This window comes from Novosphingobium sp. CCH12-A3 (assembly GCF_001556015.1).
Taxonomy (GTDB): Bacteria; Pseudomonadota; Alphaproteobacteria; order Sphingomonadales; family Sphingomonadaceae; genus Novosphingobium; species Novosphingobium subterraneum.
On sequence record NZ_LSIA01000267.1, the window covers coordinates 1 to 1,193 of the forward strand.

The window sequence follows — 1,193 nt, forward strand, 5'->3', positions numbered from 1 at the left end:
GGCCAGCCAATGCAGATAGTGGACCAGGGTTTCGGGCTCGGCGGGGACGGCGGTCGCGACCGGTCGCCGCGCCTTGCACCAGGCGAGGAAGCATTTGAGGTCGGCGGTGATCGCGGCCTTGGTCGCGGGTGCCATCGCCGCGACCGCAGCCTCGAGCGCCAGTGGGCTGGCGGCGCGGGTATCGACCAGCATAGCGTGGCCACCCAGCACCAGTTCCACCGAGGACGGGAACGGGCGATCGGTAGTCATGCGGGGCGATCGTTTCGTGCGCGTTTCACGGGGGCTTCTTGGGCCAAATCCGGCCACTTCGGCAAGTTCGAATTTACCATAACATCCGATTATGGAAATACCGGATATGGAAGGGCCTCCGCCATACGCACTTTAGCTACGTATTAAATTGACAATTGAGGTTCAATTTGCTGTTATTCCGTGCATGTCCGGACATTTTTCGAGTGTCGTCCTGAACGCCTACGGGGCCGCCCGCGAAGGGCTGGCCCGGGCCGAGGAAAGGCTCGCCCTGTTTCCCGAACCGGCGATCCTGATCGCCCATATTCGCAGCGCCGAGCAGGAGGCGCTGGGCTGGCTCGAAGGCGAAAGCTTCATACCAGAACAGCTCGCCATGAACTACGGCTATTCTCCGCGCGCGTGGCGGCGCTGGCCCTTCGCCTTTGTCCAGGCTTTCGAGCGCAAGCCCCCCTGGAGCGCCATTCCTACTGCCGATGCCATCCGGGCGTGGCTCAAGACCGACGACCCGGCGATCGAAGGTTGGCCCTCCCCTGCCCCGCTCGCCATCGCCGACACCCGCCTCGAGGGCTGGGCACGCCAGGCCGCGCGGCTGTCGGCGCTCCCCCGCCTGATCGCCAGCGCCGACCTCGCCGCCTCCTTCGCTCGCGCCGCCCCTCTGCCCCATGGCAGCATCGTGATCGGGGCAATGCTGGCCGACCGGCATGCGATGGCGAAGGGCAAGCTCTCCGCCGGCGGCATTGCCGCGATCGGCCTCAACCAAAACCGCGCCCCCTGGCGGGCGCTGCTGACCGGCGTGACCGACGACGACCTCGACGAACTGACAACCCACGCCCGCGACGAACGCTGCCGGCTCGCCTGGCTCGAAGCGCTTGGCGCGGGCGGCACAGCGGTGGTCCGCCTCGATCAACGGCTGCGCCTGTGGCTGGCCCGGCTCGACACCGCCTGTG

Annotated in this window: 1 protein-coding gene and 1 pseudogene; one reads left to right on the top strand and one right to left on the bottom strand. The window is 67.1% G+C overall.

The features are described 5' to 3' along the window. A pseudogene (locus tag AX703_RS28545) lies at positions 1-249 on the bottom strand (integrase); the annotation flags it as partial. Between the two features lie 184 nt (positions 250-433). Here AX703_RS28545 and AX703_RS21425 point away from each other — a divergent pair. Then, positions 434-1,193 (top strand): hypothetical protein (locus AX703_RS21425; RefSeq protein ID WP_156452161.1); only part of this gene is annotated, 760 nt, incomplete at its 3' end.